The organism is Pseudoalteromonas distincta (assembly GCF_005877035.1).
GTDB lineage: Bacteria > Pseudomonadota > Gammaproteobacteria > Enterobacterales > Alteromonadaceae > Pseudoalteromonas > Pseudoalteromonas distincta.
Genome location: NZ_CP040558.1, coordinates 968,462 through 993,777 on the forward strand (window position 1 = coordinate 968,462; position 25,316 = coordinate 993,777).

General features: G+C 40.7%; 21 protein-coding genes and 7 tRNA genes. 13 read left to right on the forward strand and 15 right to left on the reverse strand.

Annotation, left to right across the window (positions count from 1 at the left end; all coding sequences use genetic code 11):
- Positions 1–33 precede the first annotated feature (33 nt).
- Both FFU37_RS04280 and gloB read right to left on the reverse strand, forming a co-directional pair.
- The gene (locus FFU37_RS04280; RefSeq protein WP_138488800.1) at positions 34–1,614 is read right to left on the reverse strand and encodes a LysM peptidoglycan-binding domain-containing protein; all 1,581 of its coding nucleotides are present in this window, start codon (positions 1,612–1,614) and stop codon (positions 34–36) included.
- 155 nt (positions 1,615–1,769) lie between these two features.
- Positions 1,770–2,543 carry a hydroxyacylglutathione hydrolase gene (gloB, locus tag FFU37_RS04285; protein WP_138488801.1) on the reverse strand — a complete coding sequence of 258 codons (774 nt, stop codon included), beginning with the start codon at positions 2,541–2,543 and terminating at the stop codon, positions 1,770–1,772.
- Between the two features lie 53 nt (positions 2,544–2,596).
- Here gloB and FFU37_RS04290 point away from each other — a divergent pair, with 53 nt between their 5' ends.
- Positions 2,597–3,382, forward strand: coding sequence for a class I SAM-dependent methyltransferase (locus FFU37_RS04290; protein ID WP_138488802.1), 786 nt, complete (start codon positions 2,597–2,599; stop codon positions 3,380–3,382).
- A 163-nt stretch (positions 3,383–3,545) separates the two neighbouring features.
- On the opposite strand, the gene rnhA is transcribed toward FFU37_RS04290, so the two are convergent.
- Positions 3,546–4,010, reverse strand: coding sequence for a ribonuclease HI (rnhA, locus tag FFU37_RS04295; RefSeq protein ID WP_024606536.1), 465 nt, complete (start codon positions 4,008–4,010; stop codon positions 3,546–3,548).
- Positions 4,011–4,078: 68 nt separating this feature from the next.
- Between rnhA and dnaQ the strand changes: the two genes are divergently transcribed.
- The 9 genes from dnaQ to FFU37_RS04340 all read left to right on the forward strand — a co-directional run bounded on the left by dnaQ (position 4,079) and on the right by FFU37_RS04340 (position 7,036).
- Positions 4,079–4,792: a DNA polymerase III subunit epsilon gene (gene dnaQ / locus FFU37_RS04300; RefSeq protein WP_024606537.1), complete on the forward strand. Its 714-nt coding sequence runs from the start codon at positions 4,079–4,081 to the stop codon at positions 4,790–4,792.
- 9 nt (positions 4,793–4,801) lie between these two features.
- Positions 4,802–6,172, forward strand: a complete 1,371-nt coding sequence (locus tag FFU37_RS04305) for a TIGR03503 family protein (protein ID WP_138488803.1) — start codon at positions 4,802–4,804, stop codon at positions 6,170–6,172.
- A 97-nt stretch (positions 6,173–6,269) separates the two neighbouring features.
- Positions 6,270–6,346: transfer RNA gene (locus tag FFU37_RS04310), tRNA-Asp, on the forward strand.
- 27 nt (positions 6,347–6,373) lie between these two features.
- Positions 6,374–6,450 (forward strand) — tRNA-Asp (locus FFU37_RS04315).
- Positions 6,451–6,491: 41 nt separating this feature from the next.
- Positions 6,492–6,568 (forward strand) — tRNA-Asp (locus FFU37_RS04320).
- A 31-nt stretch (positions 6,569–6,599) separates the two neighbouring features.
- Positions 6,600–6,676 (forward strand) — tRNA-Asp (locus FFU37_RS04325).
- Positions 6,677–6,714: 38 nt separating this feature from the next.
- Positions 6,715–6,791: transfer RNA gene (locus FFU37_RS04330), tRNA-Asp, on the forward strand.
- Between the two features lie 37 nt (positions 6,792–6,828).
- Positions 6,829–6,905: transfer RNA gene (locus FFU37_RS04335), tRNA-Asp, on the forward strand.
- Between the two features lie 54 nt (positions 6,906–6,959).
- A tRNA-Asp gene (locus FFU37_RS04340) sits at positions 6,960–7,036 on the forward strand.
- 699 nt (positions 7,037–7,735) lie between these two features.
- Here FFU37_RS04340 and fadE read toward each other — a convergent pair.
- The gene (fadE, locus tag FFU37_RS04345; RefSeq protein ID WP_002960075.1) at positions 7,736–10,192 is read right to left on the reverse strand and encodes an acyl-CoA dehydrogenase FadE; all 2,457 of its coding nucleotides are present in this window, start codon (positions 10,190–10,192) and stop codon (positions 7,736–7,738) included.
- A 324-nt stretch (positions 10,193–10,516) separates the two neighbouring features.
- Between fadE and FFU37_RS04350 the strand changes: the two genes are divergently transcribed.
- The gene (locus FFU37_RS04350; protein WP_002959998.1) at positions 10,517–11,281 is read left to right on the forward strand and encodes a class II glutamine amidotransferase; all 765 of its coding nucleotides are present in this window, start codon (positions 10,517–10,519) and stop codon (positions 11,279–11,281) included.
- Between the two features lie 53 nt (positions 11,282–11,334).
- On the opposite strand, the gene FFU37_RS04355 is transcribed toward FFU37_RS04350, so the two are convergent.
- The 5 genes from FFU37_RS04355 to cmoA form a co-directional block, all read right to left on the reverse strand.
- Positions 11,335–12,069, reverse strand: coding sequence for a DUF3108 domain-containing protein (locus tag FFU37_RS04355; protein ID WP_138490001.1), 735 nt, complete (start codon positions 12,067–12,069; stop codon positions 11,335–11,337).
- Positions 12,070–12,085: 16 nt separating this feature from the next.
- A complete protein-coding gene (gene purN, locus FFU37_RS04360) occupies positions 12,086–12,733 on the reverse strand; it encodes a phosphoribosylglycinamide formyltransferase (RefSeq protein WP_002959994.1) in 648 nt (215 codons plus the stop codon).
- Positions 12,733–13,785 (reverse strand): phosphoribosylformylglycinamidine cyclo-ligase, encoded by a 1,053-nt coding sequence (gene purM / locus FFU37_RS04365; protein WP_002959993.1) that lies wholly within the window; start codon positions 13,783–13,785, stop codon positions 12,733–12,735. Before purM ends, purN begins: the two co-directional genes overlap by 1 nt.
- Positions 13,786–13,975: 190 nt before the next feature.
- Entirely contained in the window at positions 13,976–14,944 is a 969-nt protein-coding gene (gene cmoB / locus FFU37_RS04370) for a tRNA 5-methoxyuridine(34)/uridine 5-oxyacetic acid(34) synthase CmoB (protein WP_138488804.1), read from the reverse strand.
- A gap of 12 nt (positions 14,945–14,956) precedes the next feature.
- Positions 14,957–15,682 (reverse strand): carboxy-S-adenosyl-L-methionine synthase CmoA, encoded by a 726-nt coding sequence (gene cmoA, locus FFU37_RS04375; protein ID WP_007378000.1) that lies wholly within the window; start codon positions 15,680–15,682, stop codon positions 14,957–14,959.
- Between the two features lie 116 nt (positions 15,683–15,798).
- On the opposite strand from cmoA, the gene FFU37_RS04380 reads away from it, so the two are divergent.
- Positions 15,799–16,485 carry a DUF3334 family protein gene (locus tag FFU37_RS04380; RefSeq protein ID WP_138488805.1) on the forward strand — a complete coding sequence of 229 codons (687 nt, stop codon included), beginning with the start codon at positions 15,799–15,801 and terminating at the stop codon, positions 16,483–16,485.
- Between the two features lie 152 nt (positions 16,486–16,637).
- Here the strand turns inward: FFU37_RS04380 and FFU37_RS04385 are convergent, their stop codons facing one another.
- The 6 genes from FFU37_RS04385 to FFU37_RS04410 all read right to left on the reverse strand — a co-directional run bounded on the left by FFU37_RS04385 (position 16,638) and on the right by FFU37_RS04410 (position 23,216).
- A complete protein-coding gene (locus FFU37_RS04385) occupies positions 16,638–17,315 on the reverse strand; it encodes a response regulator (RefSeq protein ID WP_138488806.1) in 678 nt (225 codons plus the stop codon).
- Positions 17,316–17,319: 4 nt separating this feature from the next.
- Positions 17,320–18,696, reverse strand: a complete 1,377-nt coding sequence (locus FFU37_RS04390) for an ATP-binding protein (RefSeq protein ID WP_239022713.1) — start codon at positions 18,694–18,696, stop codon at positions 17,320–17,322.
- A gap of 203 nt (positions 18,697–18,899) precedes the next feature.
- Positions 18,900–19,406, reverse strand: a complete 507-nt coding sequence (locus FFU37_RS04395) for a hypothetical protein (RefSeq protein WP_138488808.1) — start codon at positions 19,404–19,406, stop codon at positions 18,900–18,902.
- 37 nt (positions 19,407–19,443) lie between these two features.
- Complete coding sequence (locus FFU37_RS04400) at positions 19,444–21,627, reverse strand: YbhB/YbcL family Raf kinase inhibitor-like protein (protein WP_175413888.1); 2,184 nt, start codon at positions 21,625–21,627, stop codon at positions 19,444–19,446.
- A 215-nt stretch (positions 21,628–21,842) separates the two neighbouring features.
- Entirely contained in the window at positions 21,843–22,343 is a 501-nt protein-coding gene (locus FFU37_RS04405; protein ID WP_138488809.1) for a M48 metallopeptidase family protein, read from the reverse strand.
- A 24-nt stretch (positions 22,344–22,367) separates the two neighbouring features.
- Positions 22,368–23,216 (reverse strand): DUF72 domain-containing protein, encoded by an 849-nt coding sequence (locus FFU37_RS04410; RefSeq protein WP_138488810.1) that lies wholly within the window; start codon positions 23,214–23,216, stop codon positions 22,368–22,370.
- Positions 23,217–23,463: 247 nt separating this feature from the next.
- Between FFU37_RS04410 and aspS the strand changes: the two genes are divergently transcribed.
- A complete protein-coding gene (aspS, locus tag FFU37_RS04415; RefSeq protein ID WP_002959974.1) occupies positions 23,464–25,242 on the forward strand; it encodes an aspartate--tRNA ligase in 1,779 nt (592 codons plus the stop codon).
- The last annotated feature ends 74 nt before the right edge of the window (positions 25,243–25,316 follow it).

The following is a 25,316-nucleotide window of genomic DNA, read 5'->3' on the forward strand; positions in this document are numbered from 1 at the left end:
CGCTCCTTTTTACTTTTAATATAGTTTTATAAATTAACTACTTCTGACATCTACTTTAAGTTTTAGCTTTTGGCCAGGTTGTAAGTATTTTTGACCGGCTAAATTATTCCACTTAATAATTTCGTTAACGCTTAGATTAAACTTAGACGCAATACGTGCAAGTGAGTCACCACGGCGTACTTTGTATGTAATAGTACGGTTGGTGCTTGCCGTTGCTTGTGGTTTATTAGCTGACTTATACACAGTTAGTTTTTGATTTAGGCGCAGTACAGAGTTTTTCTTTAGCTTATTCCATTTAGCCAATTCATCCATAGTTACGTCATATTCGCGGCTAATGTCCCATAACGTGTCGCCACTTTTAACTGTGTGCGAAAGCTTTGTGCGAGTTGCTTTATTAGCAGCTAAACGCATCTGCTTTGGTAAATGCTCGCTATTTATAGCGCCATCAGTAAGCGGGACTAATAACTCTTGGCCTACTTTAATCGTATTTGATTTGAGTTTATTAAGCGATCGGATTGCACTTGAGCTTGTTGTAAACTTTTTGGCAATTACTGATAAGCTGTCGCCTCGAGCCACAATATAACGCTGCCAGCGTAATCTGTTTTTAACATCAGTGTTTGCTAGTTTTTGGCTAAATTGCTCTGCTTTATCTACTGGCAGTAATAAAGAATGTGGGCCATTAGGGTCAGTTGCCCAGCGGTTAAAACCTGGGTTTAATCTGTATAGCTCAGTAAGCGTCATATCGGCCATATCAGCAGCAAGTGCTAAATCTATTTGCGAGCCAACATCAACCACTTCAACCACTTGTGCATTAATTACTGGTTGCCATGTAACGTTAAAATCATCTGAGCGTTTTAATAAATCGGCAAGTGCTAATAACTTTGGTACATAGGCTGTTGTTTCGCTAGGTAAATCAAGAGACCAAAAATCGGTAGGTAAATGCTTTTTACGATTCTTTTTAATAGCGCGCATCAAGCGCCCTTCACCTGAGTTGTAAGCAGCAATCGCATTTAGCCAATCGCCTTCAAGTGTTTTATGTAAATACGATAAGTAGTCAAGTGCTGCGCGAGTCGACTGCACTATGTCGCGACGACCGTCGTACCACCAGTTTTGTTTTAAATCGAATCGCTCACCGGTTGCAGGCATAAACTGCCAAATGCCCGATGCGCTGCGATTAGAATAACCAAACGGGTCAAATGCGCTTTCTACAATAGGCAGTAGTGCAATTTCGATTGGCATTTCGCGCTTTTCTACTTCTTCAACAATAAAGTGTAAGTAAGGTTCTGCACGTTTAGAAATACGATCTAAATAGGCTTGGTGGCGAGCGTAATAATTACGTTCAGTAACAACAGGGCGGTTTTGCGGTATTTCGATAGAAAGTTGGTAGCGAATTCGCTCCCACACATCATCAAACACGGGAGCTTCTTGCTCATCAGAGTCAACTTGCTGATATTGTGCGTTTACCATCAATGCATTGTTAATGTCGTTAGGACTTGCGCCTTCGAGTTGTTGGTTTGCTTGCGTGGCAACTTGCGAGTCTGACTCTAATGTTGTCAGTGTTTGACAACCACTTAGCGCTAACGCCAAGGCTACTAATAGGGGAGATTTATTCATAAATACCAATACATCGGGTAAAAAACTCGGCGAATACTACCTGTTATGAGTTAACATTGCCACTTAATGACTTTTTAAAACGCAGAAATAGAATCATCACTATATCTTAAGTTAATGATTCTAATAAAATAAATATTAAAGTATTAGTTTTTGCATTAAAAATTGTCTTTGAACTGTCTCAGACTCGCAAAGTTTCCCCAAGGTTCATTGTTTTTTGTAACCGAGATAAATTTCTCGGGCACTAACTCTATAATGGTTGGCAAATCGCTACGCATAAATGGATTTATTTTTAGCTCCTGTCCAATAGAGGTAGGTAGAGAAATTTGATTATTACTGCGTAATTCATCTACTTTTTTACTGTACGCAAGGAGTTCTGGATTGCGTGGTTCAACTGCTTTGGCAAAGGCAAGATTAGCTTGCGTGTATTCGTGCGTGCAATACACAACACAGCTTGCAGGCAGCTCTCTTAGTTTATTAAAAGATATCCACATTTGCTCTGGCGTGCCTTCAAATAAGCGCCCACATCCGCCGCTAAATAATGTATCGCCTGTAAAAGCAAGTTCATCATTTGTGTAACAAATATGATCAAGCGTGTGCCCAGGAGTTGCTAAAATAGTAAAGTTAATATTAAGTACACTGATGCTTTGTCCATCAGTGAGTGCGTGAGTGACGCCTTTAAATGGACTATTTGCAGGGCCATAAACCGATATATCTGGATAGGCGTCAACTAATTCAGCTACGCCATCAGTGTGGTCGTAGTGATGATGCGTAATTAAAATGCCACCAAGCGTTAGTTTGTGCTCAGCTAAGTACGTTAATACGGGATGTGCTTGGCCTGGATCGACTACCCATGCTTGGTTACTGTTATCGGTAGTTAAACACCAAATGTAATTATCAGAAAAGGCTTTAATTGCTTTGACTTGCACCATGGTAAATTGCTCTATAAAGTGACACTTATCGCATAGTATAACGAGCTCAAAAAATGAAACCAGCCCTTAGTTTTCAAGAAGGACCCAAACCACTGTCGTGGCAGCAGTTTCCTCATGGGGATTATTTACGCACAGATATTGAACGTAAAATGGAGCAATGGCTACCGCGTATGTTTGGTTATCATATGCTTAAGTTGGGTAACTTAAGTGGCGAATTAAACACAAGTATAAGTACGATTAAACACCAAGTGTGTGTTGCAGAGCCTGGGCCTTACACCGGGGTCGTTGCTGACATATATGAACTGCCATTTTACGAGCACAGTATTGATGCCTGCATACTAAGCCACTGCTTAGAGTATCATTCAGACCCACATCACATTTTACGAGAAGCACATCGCACGCTTATTCCGGGCGGTTATATACTCGTGACTGGTTTTAATCCGTTTAGTTTGTGCGGGCTTGCACAAATGCTGCCTTTTAGTGGTCAGAAATTACCATGGACAGGGCGCTTTTTTACCCCTGCGAGGGTTAAAGATTGGCTAAATTTATTGGGTTTTGAAATTGTAAGTGACGAACGTTTTATTTATTCATCACTGGCAAGAGGTAACAGGTTATCAAGATTTGAGTTTTGGCGGACTTTTGCAAAACAGTATTTAAAACCAATGGGCAGTGTTTATATGCTGGTGGCACGAAAAAGAGTTGCGCCACTTACGCCAATAAAACCTAAGTGGCATGCTAGGCCGCAATTTGCACCAGTAAAAGGGGCAGGGCTTAGACAAACGTCAAAGCAACACTTTAAATCGTGCAAGCAAAAAAATAACACCAATTGCATTAAGTAAGTGATCTATTATAGCGCTAAGAAAATAGCACATTAACAAGGCGAAAATTGTGACATATAGTTGTTCTATATGAATAATTTTTAACGCAGTTAGTGAGTTATTTAATGCGATAGAATGAACATGTTTTTAATAAGATTGGTATAACAACTAGCTTAGAATAAATTTAAGGCTGGTAGCCTACATCTTCTAGTAAATCTTTACTGCCAGCGGCATCGCGGGCTAAATCGTCAACTATTTCGTTGTATTTATTGCCGCTATGCCCTTTAACCCACTTCCAAGTTACATTGTGCTCGCTACAGGCTTTATCTAAGCGTTTCCATAAATCGACGTTTTTAACCGGCTTTTTAGCTGATGTTAACCAGCCACGTTTTTTCCAGTTAGTGATCCACGATTCAATGCCTTGCTTAACATATTGGCTATCGGTTGTTAGGTTTACTTCGCATTCTCGAGTGAGTGATTCTAGGGCTACAATAGCCGCGAGCATTTCCATTCGGTTATTTGTTGTGAGTTTATAACCTTGGCTCATTTCTTTTTCGTGGCCGTTATAAATCATAAAAATACCATAACCGCCGGGGCCTGGATTACCTAAACATGAGCCGTCGGTGTAAATCTCTACGGTTTTTTGCACTGTTTTACCTTGATCTTATGTACAATAAAGTGATTATAGAAAGATACCAGAATCAGGCTAAATTCGATATGGCACGTAGACAAATAGTTTTAGATACAGAAACCACCGGCATCGACCCTAAACAAGGGCACCGTATTATAGAAATTGGTTGTGTGGAGTTAGTAAATCGCCGCTTAACAGGCAATAACTTTCACGTTTATATAAACCCACAACGCCCAAGTGAAGAAGAAGCAATCGACGTTCACGGTATCACTAACGAATTTTTACGTGATAAACCGTTATTTCATCAAATTGCCCAAGAGTTTTTCGACTATATTGAAGGGGCAGAGTTAGTTATTCATAACGCACCGTTCGATGTTGGTCATATGGATAATGAATTTGCACTACTTAATCAGGGCTATCCTAAAACAGAGACTTTTTGTCAAGTTCTCGACACGCTTAAAATGGCGCGTGACTTGCATCCAGGTCAAAAGAACAATCTTGATGCATTATGTCGTCGTTACGATGTAGATAACGCAAAGCGAACACTTCACGGCGCGCTACTGGATTCTGAAATTTTAGCCGATGTTTACCTTGCCATGACGGGTGGTCAAACAAAGCTGAATTTGAATCAAAACAAAGATGACGGCAGCGAGCAACAGAAAGGCGGTATAAAGCGTTTAAATAGCGATAGAGCCCCATTAGTTGTATTGCGAGCAAGCGACGCTGAGCAAAGCGCACACGAAGCACGATTAGATCTTGTAAACAAAGAAGGCGGCCAATGTATATGGCGCGCTGAATAAGGCGATTTAATGAAAACGATGTATTTTGTAACAGCGTTATGTGCCGCTAGTTTATTTACTGGCAATGCATATGGCGTAAAACAAGTAGAAGTGCTCAAGCGCGATGGGCATCAAAATGAGATCCCTTTACTTGATAATCGTTTTCGCATAGATAGCAAAATAGATGAAATAACACTGCTGTTTTTTAGAAAATCAGGTGCACCTGCTGTTATTTTAGTGCGGCCCGATGGCAGTAAGTACTTTGCTACTGACTCAGTTAAAAACCCTAACTTAGATTGGTTTGACGAACTCAGCTACGATTTAGTTACCATAAAAAAACCTATGGCAGGTCCTTGGCAAGTAATAGGCAGTATTTTGCCCGATAGCAGAATAGTTGTATTAGGCGAAATATCTCTTGAGGCAGAGCCTCTTCCTTCAATGTTGTTTAGGGGGGAGACAATAAAAATCACCGGGAAAATACTAAACGACGGTGAGCCAATTAACACAAACCTATTTAGGGATGTTGTGAGCCTTAATGTTGACTTTGTAAGTACCAACAATGAAAACTTTGCTAACTTTGGTGCAGGCATTCAAGAAGTAGCGGAATTTAAAGACGATGGACGTGGATTTGATGAGCGTCCTAAAGATGGTGTGTTTACCGGCGAGTTTACTTTAGATTTCCCTGCGGGTGAATGGACACCAGAGCTTTACGTGGCAACACCTCTGCTGCAGCGTCGCATTGTGCAAAATACAATAGAAGTGCACGAGCCTCCTTTTGTAACCGAAGTCGCTTTAGCAGAGCAAGACACAGACGAGCATCTGTTAACTATAAATATAGACCCAAGTATCGTTAAGCCCGAAACAGTCATCATCCAGGGAAAAATCTACTATCCCAATAACGAAGAGCAAATGTTTACCATAGATGCCGCTGCTAAAGACTCACGTCAGCTCAGTGTTAAAAATTATGATTGGGGTAGATATAGTGTTGAGCTGTCTGTTTTTGGCACTAATATTAATGGCCGTGAATTTATGGCAACGCTGCCAACGTATAAATTTGAGATAGAACGACCCATAGAAGCGGTGCCCGAAATTGATCCGGCAACGATTATTACACCAGATAAAATGATTGAGAGTGAACCTGCTGAAGAAAAAATGGCCACATCAACAATTATTAGTTTAATTGTAGGCTGCAATACGCTCATTTTATTACTCGGATGGTTGTTAATTCGTATATTCGTTCAGAAAAAACCGATTAAATTTAAAGTTAAGCTGCCTTTTTTAAAGAAAAAGAAAACAAGTGAAGGTGGTGTTGCCGACACTGAAAAAAATCAAGTCGGTAAAAATGGCTCAAAAAATGACAGATCAGGTGAAATTTTAAACCTTTCGATGACAGATGACTAAAAAACCTATAAAAAAACAAAAAAGCCCTTGACGAAATAGGGGTTGGTTCGTATTATTCACGCCGCTGTCAGGGAGACCTAAACAGCAACGAAAATATGGAGTGGTAGTTCAGTTGGTTAGAATACCGGCCTGTCACGCCGGGGGTCGCGGGTTCGAGTCCCGTCCACTCCGCCATTTTCGTAAAACTTGTAAGTAAAAGCTGGAGTGGTAGTTCAGTTGGTTAGAATACCGGCCTGTCACGCCGGGGGTCGCGGGTTCGAGTCCCGTCCACTCCGCCAACACTTACACAACGTATGGTTGTAAAACATATTCTTATTATGGAGTGGTAGTTCAGTTGGTTAGAATACCGGCCTGTCACGCCGGGGGTCGCGGGTTCGAGTCCCGTCCACTCCGCCAATAAGAAAAAATAACAGTTTAAATATGCGCTGGAGTGGTAGTTCAGTTGGTTAGAATACCGGCCTGTCACGCCGGGGGTCGCGGGTTCGAGTCCCGTCCACTCCGCCAACTATTTAAACAACGTTATATTACAAAATTTGTATGCTGGAGTGGTAGTTCAGTTGGTTAGAATACCGGCCTGTCACGCCGGGGGTCGCGGGTTCGAGTCCCGTCCACTCCGCCAACAAATTAAGTAATAACAAGTATAATGATATCTCTGCGGAGTGGTAGTTCAGTTGGTTAGAATACCGGCCTGTCACGCCGGGGGTCGCGGGTTCGAGTCCCGTCCACTCCGCCATTTGATATCATGATTAAAATTAGTAAGTGCATTACCCCATGCACATACCACTGCGGAGTGGTAGTTCAGTTGGTTAGAATACCGGCCTGTCACGCCGGGGGTCGCGGGTTCGAGTCCCGTCCACTCCGCCACTTGTTATTTCCTCAATAACAAGCTTATAAAATCCTTGATTAAATAATTTAGTAAAACATTCTTTGGCTATCAGCTATCAGCTATCAGCTATCAAATACATTCCTTGCACGAACCTGCTTATATTCCTTATTGTATCAATACCTATATCAATCTACCGATGCTCTGGTTAAGTGCTTGTGCATTGCGCTGTATCCCTTCTTTCGTAACTTTGAAACTTTTACCGCAGTTAACTTAACGCCAGGTTTAACCCCAATTCGCTTAATTAAGTAATCTATTTTGATGTAAGAAAAGCATGTCGATAATAAGGAATAATTCGTTATTTAGTTGTTTTCGGCAAATGATCCTGCATTGCTCTATCTCCTGCATCCATGCAGTCGTATATCAGAGACTTTTAACACTGCTAGGCAGGCTCTAAGTATTATTGCTAATTGGTATAGTCATTAACTTTATAGTGTTGTACTTGTAGAGCTCTTGAGAGGGTTTAAGTTTTTACAGGAGTATAGAGATGAATTAAGGGTATTTAATCAATACAGAGCTTTTAGGGTTGGTTAGATGTCAGAGCTGCCTGTTATACCAAGCTGTATAATTATTTAAACAATCTAACGAATTAAACTATTCCATCACGTTGTTAAAACTTTTTTATTGTGCACAAAAAAGCCAGCACGTTATATGCTGGCTTTTGGTCTGTAAATGCTTAGTTAGGCAGCATCAGCTTCTTTTTTAACGCTATTACGCGCGGCTTTGCCTGCAAGTAAGTCAGCAGGGTCGAAGTCATCAACGTTAATAACATCTAAACGAGATTGCTCAACAGCAGCTAGTTTATCAGCCTCTGCTTGGCTTAATATGCCTGCTTCAAGTCCCATTTGCGCTACCTTATCAAGCTGGAAGAATGGCAGTTTAAGGCCTTTCTCTTTACATACTCTTTCAAATAATGGCTCAACGTCTAGGATGTCTTTAAGCGTTTGCTCTTGACGACCTACAAGGTTAAGCGGCTCATTTTTTAAGTATACGTAGCTTGCTAAACGGTTACGCGTTTCACTAGGTACTTGTAGTAGTTGCGCAAGTTTATGCTCAAGTTGGTCAGTTGGTTTACGAACAGGGCGACCAAACGGGAATAACAATACTTTTAACACGGCACGTAGTGGAGCCGAAGGCATGTTATTAATTAAATCAGCAAGTGCACGTTGGCAATGGTAAAGGTGATCTTGGCAACTCCATTTTACTAGAGCAAAATCTTCTTTTTTACGGCCTTCGTCGTTGTAACGCTTAAGCGTTGCAGACACTAAATATAAGTAACTAAGTAAGTCACCTAAACGTGCTGAAATACGTTCTTTACGTTTTAGTGAACCACCAAATACTGCCATGCTAATGTCAGACATAAGAGCAAGTGATGCACTAAAGCGTGACGCTATACGGTAAAATTCAGCAGTTTCGTCGTTGTACGGCACACTTGTAAAACGAGCGCCGGTAAGTGCAAGCCATTTAGTACGTACAAGGTTCGACATAGTAAAACCAATGTGACCCATTAGCGCTTTATCAAATACGTTAAGCGCTTCTTCGCGGTCTTCAATTTCGCACGCACCTAGCTCGGTAAGTACAAATGGATGACAGCGAATTGCACCTTGACCATAAATAATCATATTACGGGTCAAGATGTTTGCACCTTCAACGGTAATGGCAATAGGTGCCCCTTGATAGCCACGACCTAAATAGTTATTTGGCCCAAGCATGATGCCCTTACCGCCAAGTACATCCATTGCATGAATAGTTGCATCACGCATTTGCTCTGTAAGGTGGTATTTAATAATGGCAGAAACTACCGATGGCTTTTCGCCTAAATCAACCGCACCCGTAGACATACTAACCGCAGCATCAGAGCTGTAAGCGTAACCAGCAAGTTTTGCTAGTGACTCTTCAACACCTTCCATTTTACCAATAGGTAAACGGAACTGACGACGAATACGGCTATACGCACCCGTTGCAACGGCAATCATTTTAATGCCACCGGCAGAGTTTGACGGCAATGTAATTGCACGACCAACCGATAAACATTCAACCAACATGCGCCAGCCTTGACCAGCCATATCTGGACCACCAATAATATAATCAAGTGGTACGAAAATGTCTTTACCGCGAGTAGGACCATTTTGAAATGGTACGTTAAGCGGGAAATGTCGACGACCAATTTCAACTCCAGGAGTATCCGTTGGAATAAGTGCACAGGTGATGCCTGGCTCTTTATTGTCGCCAATTAGCCCATCTGGATCTTGTAATTTAAACGCAAGTCCAAGCACGGTAGCCACTGGGGCAAGTGTAATGTAACGCTTATTCCACGTTAAACTAACACCCACAACCTCTTCACCATTCCATTGCCCTTTACATACCACACCGTAGTCTGGAATTGAGCTTGCATCAGAACCCGCTTCTGGCGAAGTTAATGCAAAACATGGAATTTCTTGACCGCTCGCTAGGCGCGGTAAGTAATGATCTTTTTGCTCTTTTGTACCATAGTGTTGTAATAATTCACCTGGGCCTAAAGAGTTTGGTACACCAACAATTGACGAAAGTAATGTTGATTTACTTGTTAGTTTTTGAAGTACACAAGACTGTGCAAATGCAGAAAACTCTAAACCGCCGTATTCTTTTTTGATGATCATGGCAAAAAATTTATTATCTTTTAGATATTGCCATACATCTTGAGGAAGGTCGGTTAGTTCGTGCGTTGCTTCCCAATCGTCCAACATGCTACATACTACTTCAACAGGGCCATCAACAAAGGCTTGCTCTTCAATAGTAAGTTTAGGAACTGGGTATTGGTGAAGTTTTTTCCAATCTGGGTTACCGCAAAATAAGTCAGCTTCCCACCACGTCGTACCGGCATCAATAGCTGATTTTTCAGTATCAGACATGCTTGGCGTTACTTTTTTAAACGTAGCAAAAATAGGCTTGATGATATATTGCTGACGAAGGCCAGTAACAGAAAGAGGAACCGCGATGATCAAAAAGATCAACCAGCTAATTAAACCAAAAGCACCCGCAAAGGTACCAATTAATAAAGTTATAGCCGAAACACCAAGTGCTGTGTTCCAACTTGCTCTGTGGTAAACCGCAGTGCAAAGCAACGCGATTAGAACCAGTGTAAATATGAGTGTCATTTTTATTCCTTAATAGAGGTCAGACCACCTCACTTAGAGTAGCGCTAGTAACAGTAATTTTCAAGTACATAACGATGTTAAATTGTAGTAGAAAGTAACTTAAATACGATATTTAATTACCCGACAGAGGAACGCTCAATAACTATCGTATAGTCAAAGCATTAGCCGTAAGTAGTGTTAACGTAAAAATAAATAAATCTAATAGCAAAATGACACTTTTTAAGTAAGTATAGCCGTTATAGCGGGCTGCAAATTAGTGTACGCTTAATACACAAATATAACGCTATTTATTTTAATGTATGGTTTTTAAGGGTTATTTTATTAATGTGTGAATTACTTGGCATGTCAGCCAATGTGCCTACCGATATTTGTTTTAGTTTTTCAGGCCTTTTAGAGCGTGGTGGTAATACAGGTCCACATAAAGATGGTTGGGGTATTACATTTTACGAAGGTAAAGGCTGTAGAACCTTTAAAGATCCTGAGCCGAGTTATCAATCTGAAATTGCAAAGCTCGTTAAAGCATACCCCATTAAAAGTGTCTCGGTTATTAGCCATATTCGCCAAGGTAATCGCGGGCGAGTATGCCTTGAAAATACTCATCCTTTTACGCGAGAGTTATGGGGGCGTGAAATTACTTACGCTCATAACGGGCAGCTATCTAATTATCATGATTTAAAACCGCAGTACTATCGCCCAGTAGGTAACACCGATAGCGAACTCGCTTTTTGTTGGTTGCTTGATAAAATTCGCGAAAAATACCCAAAGCGTCCAAGTAATATGGCATCGGTTTTTAGATACGCGGCTAAGCTTTCGCAAACTCTGCGTGAAAAAGGGGTGTTTAATATGTTATTGACCGATGGGGTGTTTGTTTTAGCGTATTGCACTAATAACTTACATTACATAACGCGCCGTGCGCCATTTGGTAAAGCAACGTTGATTGATGCCGACATGGTGGTTGATTTTCAACAAGAGACCACACCAAACGATGTAGTAACAGTTATAGCTACAAGGCCTTTGACGAATGATGAGCGCTGGCAAAAAATGGAGCCTGGGGAATTTGCATTGTTTAAAATGGGTGAGCTAATTTAGCCCACCTATTTTAAATATTAGTTTAACTTAACTTAACTTTGGTTTAATTAAATTTAGTTAGCTTCTTGAGGTTGCTCTGCTGTTGCAGGCGCAACAGTTGTAGGTGCAGTAACAGTAAATGAATTCATTTGAACTTCAAACTGCTCCATACCTTTTTCACCTTTCCACATACGTACTAGCATGTAATCCATTTCTGGCGCAAACCATGCAATTGCTTGGCGTTTATCGTTATCGTATAAACGCTTCACTTTAATGGCTTCTACATTACCGATAGGTAGGGAGATCATCTCTTTTTCAACAACTTCAAAGTTGTAGTCGCGGCGGTTACCTTTTTTGTCTATGAGCGGGAATGAAAAGCTTGTTTCGCCTTTTTTCAATCCTTCGCGCACTTGCACTTGGTATGAAATAGCATCCTGAAATTCATCAGTCCATTCGCATTTAAGTGGGTATTCGCTAGCGCTGCTAGTCACTACTTTGTTTGTTGTATCAAAATCAATTTTATAATCTTTATCTGGGCCTGTACCGGTGCGGATCATATTGTAATGATGCGGGGTAACCTTGCCATCTTTAAAGGTAAACTTTGATGTTTCTTCACGAGAGTCAGAGAAAATCATCCACTCAATATTGCTGTGGTATGTAAGTTCATAAGTATCGTCGCCCGTTTTTTTGAGCTCACGAACAGCCTCACCATGATTTTTACCTTTGCGTAAAATATCGTAATTAGCTTGATACTGGGTCAATTCGCCTGCAATTAGGCTAGTTGGAAGTAAAGCGCCCGCACATAACAACAGGGCACTTATTTTTTTATTGTGGGTAGTGCGCGCCGTGTGCAGGAAGTTGTTTTTTGTCAAGAACTGCATAATCTGCTTCCATAGTAAGTCTGTGTTCACTGAACCACTTGACCACCAAAGGATAAATTATATGCTCTTGCTCATGCACGCGTTTTGCTAATGTTTCTGCTGTATCATCCTTGAGTACAGGTATTTGCGCTTGGAGAATAACGGGACCGCCGTCTAATTCTTCAGTAACAAAGTGAACACTTACGCCATGAACATCGTCTTTTGCATCAATTGCTCTTTGGTGGGTATTCAGCCCCTGATACTTAGGCAACAAAGATGGATGAATGTTCAACATTTTTCCAACATATTTTTGCACTAAGCCAGGAGTAAGAATACGCATAAACCCAGCTAATACAACTAGATTTGGCATAAAAGAGTCGATAACGTTCATTAATTGCGCATCGTACGCTTCGCGCGAGTCAAAATCTTTATGACTGAGCACTTTTGTAGCAATACCTGCTTGTTTTGCACGCTCTAGGCCATAAGCGTCTGCTTTATTACTAATAACAGCCGCTATATGCCCGTTTATCTCGCCACGTTCGCAGGCATCTATGATGGCTTGTAAATTAGAGCCACTACCTGAGATTAAAACTACCAGACGAGTCGGTGCCATTACTTAGCACCACCTACAATTTCAACTTGCTCTTCGCCAGCTGCTGCATCTTGAATTTCACCAAGGTGCCATGCATTTTCGCCCAAGTCTTTTAGCATTGTTAAGCTTTGCTCAAGTTTGTCTGCAGGGACTACTAAAACCATGCCTACACCACAGTTAAATGTACGGTACATTTCATGTGTAGTAATGTTACCGTTTTCTTGTAACCAATTAAAAATTGGTGGCCACTGCCAGCTATCACCTTTAACTACAGCTTTTGCCGAAGCGGGTAATACGCGTGGAATGTTTTCCCAAAAACCGCCGCCAGTAATATGCGAAAGCGCATGTACGTCAACGTTTTTGAATAACTCAAGTAAAGGTTTTACGTAAATACGCGTAGGCTCAAGTAGAGTTTCGCCTAATGTTTTACCTTCAAAGTCAGCGCTGGTATCAGCTTTTGACACTTCAAGTACTTTACGAATTAAAGAGAAGCCATTTGAATGAGGGCCGCTTGATGCAAGTGCAATAAGCTGATCGCCTGCTGCTACTTTTGTGCCATCAATAATTTTTGATTTTTCTACAACGCCTGTACAAAAGCCTGCCATGTCGTAGTCTTCACCATCATACATACCTGGCATTTCAGCTGTTTCGCCACCAATTAGGGCACAACCTGAAATTTCACAACCTTTGCCAATACCTGTAACTACGTCAGCTGCTGTGTCTACATCTAGTTTACCAGTTGCATAGTAATCTAGAAAAAACAGGGGTTCAGCACCTTGAACAATTAAGTCGTTTACACACATTGCAACTAAATCAATACCAACCGTATCGTGTTTTTTTAAGTCGATTGCTAAACGTAGTTTAGTACCAACGCCATCTGTGCCTGCAACTAATACTGGTTGCTTGTAGCCTTCAGGAATTTCGCAAAGTGCGCCAAAACCACCAATTCCGCCCATTACTTCAGGACGACGAGTTTTTTTAACTACGCCTTTAATACGCTCAACAAGTGCATTACCAGCGTCGATATCTACGCCCGCGTCTTTATAGCTTAGAGACTGTTTTTGTTCGCTCACAGGTTTTCCTCAAAATAGTTGTTTTGGGTTGCTTAGAAACGCGCGTATTTTACAACAATTGCAAGGTCGCGGCTAGCGTAAATGTAATTTTGAAATAATTAACAAGGACACTTGTCCGCTGTTTGTTGTTTAAATAAACAAAAAAACGCCCGTAGGCGCTTTTTTAGTATTAAAGGCGTTAAATTAACAGCTATGCTTTTGCGGTTAATATGGCTCGAAGTGGAGCGGGGTAGCCTTCAATTGTTTTACTTGTATCGTTTGGATCTAAAAAGTCGATTAACGATTCGTTTTCCATCCAGTCGGTTTTGCGTTGCTCTTCAAGCGTGGTAATAGCGCAATCTTTTATTTGCACATCTTTAAAGCCAACGCGTTCCATCCATAGTTTTAATGCTGCAGTACTTGGAATAAACCAAACGTTGCGCATTTTAGCGTAGCGGTCGGTTGGGACTAATACCGTGTTTTCGTCGCCTTCAATTACTAGGGTTTCAAGTACGAGTTCGCCGCCTGGGCGAAGCTGCGCTTTTAACTGCGCTAAAAAGTCGATAGGTGAGCGACGATGATAAAGTACGCCCATCGAAAAAACCGTATCAAACGCTTTAAGCTCGGGTAATGCTTCAACGCCTAGTGGCAGTAAATGTACGTTTTCGTCTGGATTATAGTGTTTAATTGCCTGAAACTGACATAAAAATAAATCAGACGGATCAATACCCACTACAAACTCTGCGCCTTCACCGCGCATACGCCATAAATGATACCCTGAGCCACAACCAATATCTAAAACAGTGCGGCCTTTTAGTGGCTCAATATGAGGAAGCAGGCGGTCCCACTTCCAATCACTGCGCCACTCTGTATCTATTTCAATACCGTGCACACTAAATGGGCCTTTGCGCCAAGGCATCATGCGTTTTAATAAATGCATGGCTTGCTTTTGCTCGCCATCACTCATCTCTCCTGGGGCGCCAATTTCTACCTTAGTAGAAATATCAACATGGGAAGTTGCCACCTCAGGCAAGTTTTTAAGTACTTTTTGCCATTTAGGCAAATCACCATGGCTAGCCTCGTTTTGCCAATGTTTTAATTGAGCAGGGAGGGTTTCTAGCCAGTGACTAAGTGGGCTTTGTGCGATAGATGCGTAAAATTGGTTAAACCATTGAGACATGGATGACTCTCTTTATTTAATTGCTACCATTGAGCAAAAATTAAAACATTGATACCACACTTGAGTTTGGCTAAAACCAATATCTTGTAAGCGAGTAAAGTGAGCGCTTAGTGTATCTGGGCGCATAACGTTTTCGATGGCGGTACGTTTTTGGCTTATTTCAAGCTCAGAGTAGCCATTGTGACGTTTAAAGTCGTGGTGCAAATCAATTAATAGGTTATCGCATTGCTCGTTTTCGGCTTTAATTTTTTCGCTTAGCAGCAATACACCACCAGGTTTTAAATTAGCGTATATTTTCTCAAGTACGGCTTGGCGCTGTGCGTGTGGAATAAACTGCAGTGTAAAGTTCATTGCCACCACAGAGGCGTTTTGAATTTCAAGCTCGTTAATATCGCCTAAGGTAACAGTAACAGGCACATCTGATTTGAAACCCTGTAAATGTACCTTACAACGCTCAACCATAGCTTGAGAATTATCTACCGCTATTATATGGCAGTTATCGGTGCGAATATTTCGTCGCATGCTAAGTGTTACTGCGCCAAGTGAGCAGCCTAAATCATAAAGATTTGAGTTACTTTGTGCGTATTCACCCGCTAGCTTACCCATTGTACTTACAATAGTTGCGTAGCCCGGTACCGAGCGCTGAATCATATCTGGAAAAACTTCGACTACATTTTGGTCAAAGCTAAAATCTTTTACTTGTTGCTCAGAGGCATAAATACTGTCTTTTATGGTCACGAAGGCAGTCTCTTTGTAAATAATGGCGCTATTTTAACATTTTATACTGGATAGTCAGTGATAAATTCAGTAGCTTGACTAGAATTATGAATAATAAGTATAAAAGAGAAGATTAAATGAGCAAAAGTAAGGTCATCAACACAGACGATATATTAGCAACCCTTTGTCATTCAGTGACAGGCGTACTCACATCAGCCAGCGGTAATGGTATTAGCTACTCAGCCATGGTGCAAAAAATAACACGTACATGTATGCGACCAGATATTGGTTGCTTTGTTTTATTTGACGGCGGTTTTACAGGGCTCGTAATTACCAACTTTACTTCGCAAGCGGCGATGGAAATTTATGGCGATTACATGCGCAATATGGGAATGCCAGAAGATGAAATAGCGCATAGCCACTTATCAGACGACGTATCAAACGTACTAGGCGAGTTGATGAATCAAATTGTTGGCGACTTTACGTCTAAAGTGCGTGAGCAATTGCATACGTCTATTACGCAAAACCAGCCAAAAATGATGGCAATAAATAAGCAAGTGCAAATATCGGTAGATACCACAATGGATCGCCCGCAAGCCCGACGCGTAACATTCACCACAAGTAAGCAAAATATTTTTTACTTGGAATTAGCGATGGATAAAACAGAGTTTATTAAATTACACGACTTTGATATTGCAGAAGCACTAGACCCAGATGACATAATTGAAAACGAAGCACGAAAAAAAGCGGACAAAGAAAAATCATCTAAAGCAGTAGAACAAGATGATGGCGATGATGATTTTATGGCAGGCCTAGGGCTTTAAGTCTATTTACGTAGGTTGGGCTGAGTGAAACGAAACCCAACGACTGCTCAGCTATTAATCTTTAGTTATGAGTATTCAGGTTAGTGATTAAAATAAAAGCGCGATTTATATCGCGCTTTTGCGTCATGTTAGCTTTATTTGAATAAGTAAACCTACTCTTTAAACTTATATCCCACACTATAAACCGCTGCTATTGGGTTTAGTCCTGCTTGGATGTCGTTAATCTTTTTTCGTATATTTTTAATATGTGTATCTATGTTGCGATCGGATATGTCGGTTGTGTCGCTGTATACGTTATTAATAATATCTTCGCGGGTAAAAACACGCCCTACGTGGCTTATAAATAATAAAAATATTTTAAACTCGACGGCGGTAAAGCCAATACTTTTGTCGTTTAGGCGTGCTTCGTAATCGTCTTTGTGTAATTGGAAATTATTATGATTGATGATGTTGGTTTTAGGCTGGCTGGTCCTTCTTAGTACGGCTTTTATGCGTGCTATAACTTCTTTGGGGCTGAAGGGTTTGCATATGTAGTCATCGGCGCCGAGCTCTAAACCCTGCAAGCGGTCTATTTCTTCACTTTTTGCGGTAAGCATAATAATAGGCACACTTGAAAAGGCTCTAATTTGCTTACATAGCTCTGTGCCATCAACATCTGGCAGCATTAAATCAAGAAGTATTAAATCTACAGCGTTTTGTTTTACAAAACTAACTACACCTTTGCCGCTATTAAAGTGCTCAGTTTCGTAATTTTGTTGCTTAGCATAGGCAATAAGTACCTCTGCAATGTTTTCTTCGTCTTCAACGATAAGTATTTTTTGTGATGCCATTATTTTAACCTAAAAGTGTCAGCGTTATTTTAACTTCTAGCCCACCAAGTGGTGAGTTGTGCAACGATATTTGACCACCATGTGCCTCTACTATTTGTTTGCAAAGTGCAAGTCCTAAGCCCGAGCCGCCATGCACTCGGCTTCGAGATTTTTCAACGCGATAAAAACGCTCAAACAATTTTTGTAAGTCGTTTGGTAAAACACTTGGGGCTGAGTCTTGTAAAATAAGCTCAATGTTATTGTGCGTTTTGTTGGCAAGTATTATTACTTGTCCACCTTTATGCGTGTATCTGCAGGTATTTTCTAACAGGTTTGAAAATAGTTGCACAAGGCGTTCTTTATCGCCATTTATTATACATTTACCGGCTTTGGCTAAGCTTTTGCTGTCTACATTTAATTCACGCTCTTTAAAGCGAGCGGTGTAGTTTTCAATTGATTGCTCAAAAATGCTTATTAAATCAGTGCGCGCATTGTTATAGGTTAAATTAACACTATCTGTTTGTGCTAGTTGGGCTAGGTCGTCAACAATGTGACTTAAGTTATCTACTTGGTTTATGAGTAAATTAATGCGCTTTGTGTCGGCTGTAAATACACCATCTTGCACAGCTAACAAGTGCGATCGTAGTACGGTAAGTGGGGTTCTTAATTCGTGGGATGTGTCTGACACCCATTGAAACCGCATTTGTTGGTTTTGCTCAAGCGTGTGGGCTAAGGCGTTAAAATTGTTGGATAGGGTACCTAGCTCATCTTTACTAGAGGGCATTATTCTGCTGGCAAAATTTCCGTTTGTTAACTCATCGGTGCCAGTTACTATTTGCTTTATTGGTTTTATTAAATGGCGAGATAACACAATAGCCATAATAAATGCGAGCGCAATAACGAGTAACGTGATCATAAAATAGTTATGAAATTGCGCTGCTAAAAAGGCTTTTGCTGGGCTACTTTGCACAAGCTTTGAAGGTACTAAACCTATCCAGCCTATAACGTTATTGTTTAATAAAATAGGCTCTATATGTGGGTTGTCGTTTAAATTCGCTCTACCAACAACAACTTTTTTATTTTGATCATATAAACTTATACGTTGCCCTGTTTTAAGGGAACCCGCAGGTAAGTGTACCCACAATAAAGAGGGCGTTGCATTGCTGCTATTTGGTTTGGGTGGGGTGCTTGTGTGTTTATTCGTTTTAGGCTCGCCTGGCTTTTTTTGTGGCTCTACAATAGAGCGCCATAATTGCGTGTTTTGCGTAATGGGTTGCCAACTGCCTAATTCGCTATAAAGCTCAATAAGTTGATGCTTAACCATTGCGACATGCTTTGTTTCTTCTTGTTCAACAAAGTCGTTAAACCCTGACGAAAAGGTCATGTATATAAACACAAACATAAGCCCAACTAGGGCGATATTAGTGATAAAAAAAGCTAAAAAGAATTTATGTATTAATTTCACTGATTGGCAAATAGTAAAAATCATGTGTTAACGTACCAAGCAGTATTGCATATTGATTATGTGCCTACAATTAGCGTATTTAGGGAGTTGCTTACTAAAATCCTTTTTAAGTAAGCTTTTTAGATATGTTGATATTTGGACTAGAACTTTATTTTTGCGGTATCGCCAGCACCCAGTAACTTATATTGTGGTTTAACAAAGCTTGCGTGTACTGCACCTAAACTTTTAGGGAACGATATGGCAAGCTCATCTACTGTTGTAAATGTGTGCTTCGCTTGAAAAACAATTTCTAGGTCGTGCGCTTCGTTGTTGCTGGTGGTAAAAGTGACGCGTTCAAACACGATAACTTGCTGATTTACACGTAAGCTCGTTTTTTGTTTAAATGCATTTTTTGCAAACTCTTCTTGTTGCTCTGCACTTAAGTTTGTAGGCATAAGCTTATCAATATCGCCCATAAGCCATGCTTGCTCGCTTTGCAGCGCTGAAATTAAGTGCTCAGCATTAGTTAATACTTTAACCTCAACTTGCCCGTCTCTTAAAATTACTTGGGCTGTTGTGTTTTTTAATACATGGGCGCTCACTTGAGCGCTCATACTTGTTAAAATACACGCTAGCATTAGCCATTTTAATTTTTTTAAAAAATACATAATTACTACCTTTTATTGAGGCGGTTGACCTTTTTGTTTATTGAGGTTGCTCAATAATTGCTTTACAAATAAGGGTGTTGTCGGTTTCTAAGTCTTCGCCCCATATGAATTTTGCGTTTTCATCCCAGTTAATATCGTCGTAACCGTCTTTTGGTCCTACATCGGCAAAGTTGTGCTCTACTGCATTAGCCCAATTGGTATCGTCAAAGTTACTTTGCAGCCAGTTAGTTGGTGCTTCTTTTGACATAAACGTACAAACGCCTTCGCCCGCAACTGGGTTTGATTCGCTTTCGCATAATTTGTTGAGCGGCGCTTTGTGAAGTATTTCGCATTTAAAGCTTTTATCGCTTACGGCAACTACTTTATTTGTATCGGTGTCGGTAAGCTGCATAATAAAACCGCCATCACCCATTTGCTGATTTTTAGCGCCGATGTATTCAAGCCCAGTGTCGTTTTGCTTAAAGTCTTTAATTATTAAATTAAGCTCAATAGGGTAGTTTGCAGAAAACGTAATACTTTCGGCATTAAATGAACGCTCTGTGGTTATAGGCACAGAATCTTCAACAAGTAACTGCTCGCCTATGTAGGCTGTAAACCAGTTATCAGCCCATGCTTCTAGCTTTAAGTTATGCTTGCCCGTAATGGCAGGATTTGTATTTTGCTTAGTGACTGTTGGAGTAAGGTGATTTGGTTGCGGACCTCTACAAAATGTACCTGTTTGAACTTTGCCACCATTACTGATGGTTTTTTGTTTAAAGCTATAGCAGTCTTTTCCCTGTGATGCAGGGCTGTAGGTAGTAAAGTAGTTCTCGCCTTTGTATGAGTAGCTCATTGTACGGCTGCCGTTTTCAGAGATTGTGTGCGTTAGGTTTTCAACGCCTCCTTGTGGCGGGCGCAAGTCGGCTCTTATACCTTGAGTATCGCCACTAAGTGGTGACACTCTTGGTAATTTTGCGATATCTACTTCACCTACTAAGCACTGAATAATATACGGCGGCGTAGCTGATGTTTGGTAGCGATAGCCAAATGTGTCGTCGGTTTGTCCGTTACATACATCAAGGTCACCTTTGGCAATTAAACTGCCGTCTGGGTTTTTACTGCCATAAAGCGGATAACCATCGTAAGCCCAACCAATAATGGCATCGCTTGATTGGTTTTTCATTGTGTCAATCATACACGTTGGCGATACATGATAATGGTAGTCATCACCTCGTCCTGCGTGTCCGCCACATATATCTAACTGTCCGAGTGCTAACGTGTCGTGTTTTTCATCGTAGCTATTTACGTCCAGTTCACCTTGCGAAGAATAGTCGTATATTGGTACGCCATTAACGGCAACACCTACGGCTGCATCAATTGTTGTTATTGTTTTTGCTTTTTTCGGGTTTAGCTTTATAGGTGCTACGTAGTCTTTAGCTGGAACGGGTATTTGCTCGTTAGTACCTGTAATACCAGTCATTACGTCATGATCAGGGTAAGTAGATGAGGCAATATAAGCATATTGTTCATCGCACGTAACAGATACGCTTTGATCAAACCCTGCATTACTTACTGATTGTGTAATAGCATCGCAACGAGGTGATTTTACGTTAGCGGTTAAATATGATTTATCAGGCTTTGGTTGCTCATTTGGTTTTGGTCTTGTATTAGGTTTGTGTTCGGCGCTACTGGCGCTTCGCGAGTATTTAACCGTCATACTTGCAGTATCGAGCGTAATATCTTTTACAGCAGCGAGTAATGCTGAGCGATCTACTTTTGTATCGCTATTAAAGGTAACCGGTGCAGATAACGCATACACAGTATAAGTATAGCTTTTTTCACCTGGGCCTTTAGAGCAAGGCGGCGCGTATTGGTTTAAATCGTTTACGCTATTAGAGCCTACCTCACCGAGGGTTTCGCCCGCTTTAATTTGTGTTTTATCGGCGGCAATATTGTACATGGTCCAATACCAATGCATTCCCTCTGGCGCTTTATGATCCATAATTAACGCATAATATTTGGTTGCCTGAGGTGCTCCACTCCAGTTAAGTGGGGGGCTAATACTTTGCCCATCGCATGTATAAGTAATAGGCAAATTACCACCATCACTTACTTTTGAGCTGGTTAGAGTAAAATCATTGAGGTTTGATTGTTCAAGTGATTGGCTGTTTTGCTCGTTGCAGGCACTTAAGGTTAAGCAGCACAGGGCACTGAGTAAAATGGCATGGGTATTTTTCATCATTTAAAAACTCCAAAGATTAAATTAACTTTTAAGAGTGTAGTTCTCAAATGTAGGGCAATTATGTAGTTTTAAACTTTTTTATTTTATTAAGGACGAGGCGTTAAGTTGTGAGTTGCTTACAGGGATAAAAGACTGGGTATGAGCGTTTGGTTATGAAAGGAAATATTAACTTAAGCATGGCGTTATTTTCACTCAGTTAAATAACGCTAAAATCCTTATTTTAAATAAGGATTTTCTCCCATTGCGACGACCACACAAAATATCCTTAAATCTAACTCTAGCTGGTGGTAACTCGGTTCCATATGGCAACAAAGTTGATAAAAGCCTTTGTTGTGGTCTTTTTCTTTAAAGTGGGCGAGCTCATGTACCACTAACGCTTTTAATAACGGCTCGGGAGCGCGGAGCAAGTCGCTGTTTATCGCTAAATCGTGTTTACGGGTTTTACCTTGCATTCGATACGTATGTGTACCGAGTGCATTGGTCACCATGTCGCCTTGTTTTTTAAACGCCGCACGACCAAATGGTGGCGCATTTTTTAAATATTGTTTTTTAAGTTCGGTTGCGTAGTTATAAAGTAGTTTATCGCTGGTAATAGTGTGTGCTTGCGGATACTTTTTAAGTAAGTAGTCACATACCTTTTTGTTATTTATAAGGTTTAATACTTGCTCAACAATGTTAGCTGGATAGCCGGTAAAGTAACGTGCGTATTCACTCATTATTAATTCTCTGTCGTTTTACTTTTAAAAAAGTGCTTGCTGGTGGGCTTCTTTTTCGCCAGTAAATGGGGTTAATGCTTTGTGATTATAACCAAGGTCCTTACAAAACTGCCTTGCTAATAATGGCGCTTCTCGGTTATCTGCCGTATGAAAAAACACATAAGGCGTTTTTCCTTCATCAAGCCATTGTTTTACTTTACTCAGCCACGGTTTATAAAAGGGTTTATAGTCGTTTTGTAAATCGGCGATAACAAAGCGCGCCATGGGCTCTGAGCCAGTAGCTATTGCATGTACCGGTAAATGCGGCTTTTTTTGCTGTGCATCTATTAGCGCTTCGGTTGTTGGTTTTACCGCAAATAGGGCGCGAGTATCCATCGATATGCGATTTATGTTATTTGCCATTAATAACTGATTAAGCGCTATTTCGGCTTCGCCCTTTTGAAAAAACGCAGTATGACGTACCTCTACACCGTAATTAACCTCTTTTGGTAATAGGCTAATAAATTGGGCGAGTTTGGGTAAGTCACCAGGGCCAAATGCTTTAGGTAATTGCAGCATTATTTGCCCGGTTTTTTCTAAAATAGGGGAGAACAATTTAAGCCAATCAGTAAGCTCGGTTTGAACATTAGTTAGGTGCAGCTCGTGGCTAAAGCGACGATTAAACTTAAAAGTAAATTTAAAATCGTCAGGTACGCTGTTTGCCCATCGCAATACGGTGCTTGGCGCAGGATCAGCGTAAAAGCTGGTATTGCCTTCAACAGAATTAAAATGTTGTGCGTATTGGCTAAGCATATCGGCATTTTTACATTGGCTTGAAAATAAATTGCCTTTCCATGCATTACTCGACCACTGCGGGCATCCAATATATAACATACAAACTAGCGCCTTATTATAAAGTGGCGATAGTGTAGCAAATAACAAAACGAGCTGCTGTAAATTCAAGGGCAAAAGCGGCACACGCCCTAGCATCTTAATGTTAGTTGAGTATAATGCAGGGCTTAATTTGATTATTTTTAGATTGCTAGCGGCTTTATTTGTATTGTGGTGACCTGTTTTTTAAATCACACGCCTTAAAACAAATAAATATAACCGTTTAAGCCTTTTATCTGACAGGAAAACTATGCGCTCTATATATTGCGGACAGCTAAATAAAACTCACGTAGATCAAGAAGTTGAACTATGTGGCTGGATCAACAAACGACGTGACCTTGGTGGACTTATCTTTGTCGATTTACGCGATAGAGAAGGTTTAGTACAAGTTGTATTCGACTCTGACATTGAAGAGTTAATGAGTTCAGCTAACACACTTCGCCAAGAATTTTGTGTTCAGCTAAAAGGTACTGTACGTGCACGCCCTGATAGCCAAGTAAATAAAGATATGGCAACAGGTGAAATTGAAGTTTTAGGTACTGAGCTTACAATTATTAACCGCTCTGAACCGCTTCCACTTGATTTTAACCAAGTAAACTCAGAAGAGCGTCGTTTAAAATACCGCTACTTAGACCTACGTCGTCTAGAAATGAGTGACCGTATTAAATTACGTGCTAAAGCAAGCAGCTTTGTTCGTCGCTTTTTAGATGAAAACGGCTTTTTAGACATCGAAACACCTGTACTTACTAAAGCAACGCCAGAAGGCGCACGCGATTACTTAGTGCCAAGCCGCGTTCATAAAGGTAGTTTTTACGCTTTACCACAGTCTCCACAGTTATTTAAGCAATTGTTAATGATGTCGGGTTTTGACCGTTACTACCAAATTGTTAAATGTTTCCGTGATGAAGATTTACGTGCCGATCGTCAACCAGAATTTACCCAAATAGATATAGAAACCTCGTTCATGAGCTCTGATCAAGTACGTGGTATGACTGAAAAAATGATCCGCGAGATGTGGCAAACTTTGTTAAACGTTGATTTAGGCGACTTTCCAATCATGCCTTACAGCGAGGCAATGAGTCTTTACGGTTCTGATAAGCCAGATTTACGTAACCCAATGAAATTAGTTGATGTTGCAGATTTAGTTAAAGACGTAGAGTTTAATGTTTTCTCAGGTCCAGCTAACGACGAAAAAGGTCGTGTTGCTGTATTAACTGTACCGGGTGGCGCTAAGCTTTCTCGTAAACAGCTTGACGATTACACTAAGTTTATTGGTATTTACGGCGCTAAAGGCATGGCGTGGATGAAAGTAAACGACCACACTGCAGGCGCTGAAGGCGTTCAATCACCAGTGGCTAAGTTTTTAAGCGAAGACGTAATTACTAAATTACTTGAGCGTACTAATGCTCAGTCTGGCGATATCATTTTATTTGGTGCCGATAAGCGCAACACAGTAAATGAAGCAATGGGCGCACTGCGCGTTAAGATTGGTGTTGACTTAGAAATCACTAACCTTGATAGCTGGGCACCACTTTGGGTTGTAGACTTCCCAATGTTTGAAGAAGATGACGAGGGCACATTACATGCTGTGCATCATCCATTCACTGCACCAAAAGATATTACTGCAAGTGAGCTTGAAGCAAACCCTGCTGCGGCTATTTCAGATGCCTACGATATGGTATTAAACGGCTACGAAGTGGGTGGCGGTTCGGTACGTATTCATAATGCAGATATGCAAGAAACTGCATTTAGAATTTTAGGTATTAACGAGCAAGAGCAACAAGACAAGTTTGGCTTTTTACTTGACGCACTTAAATACGGTACACCACCACATGCTGGTTTAGCATTTGGTCTTGACCGTTTAGCAATGCTTTTATGTGGTACCGATAACATTCGTGACGTTATTGCTTTCCCTAAAACAACACAAGCGTCGTGTTTATTAACTAACGCGCCTAGTAAGCCTAATATGGATTCGTTAGCTGAGCTTGCAATTAGTGTTGTTGAAAAAGCGATACCTAGCGAAGAGTAATTTTTATTTAGCTTATTGAGCTAAATTTAAAAACCCTTAAGTTATATGCTTAAGGGTTTTTTTGTGGTTAAATT